This is a genomic window from Peribacillus aracenensis (genome assembly GCF_025175645.1).
Taxonomy (GTDB): domain Bacteria; phylum Bacillota; class Bacilli; order Bacillales; family DSM-1321; genus Peribacillus; species Peribacillus aracenensis.
In genome coordinates this window covers 1-252 of record NZ_JANZMJ010000121.1, presented here as the reverse complement: position 1 = coordinate 252, position 252 = coordinate 1, and the positions used below count along the sequence as shown (strand labels likewise).

At 45.2% G+C, this 252-nt stretch carries 1 pseudogene; it reads left to right on the top strand.

The annotated features are described in order from the left end of the window. Positions 1-252: pseudogene (locus N0M92_RS29280) on the top strand (transposase); the annotation flags it as partial.

Below are 252 nucleotides of genomic sequence, written 5' to 3'. Positions count from 1 at the left end.
AGAAGCTGGAGATCTGAGTGGGTTCGCTCACGGGAATGCGCTCCTTCGTCATGCAGGATTGCATCTCGCTGAAGCAAGCTCTGGGAAGTGGAAAGGCCAAATTGTTCTTTCCAAACGTGGAAGATCATGAGTCTGGTGATGAATAACCCTGAGTTTAAAGCCCTACACTCGAATAATGTTAAAGTGAAGAAGATTAAGAAAATGAAATCCATCATGAAACTTTGTGGAAAGCTCGCCCGTATCCTAGTAGGG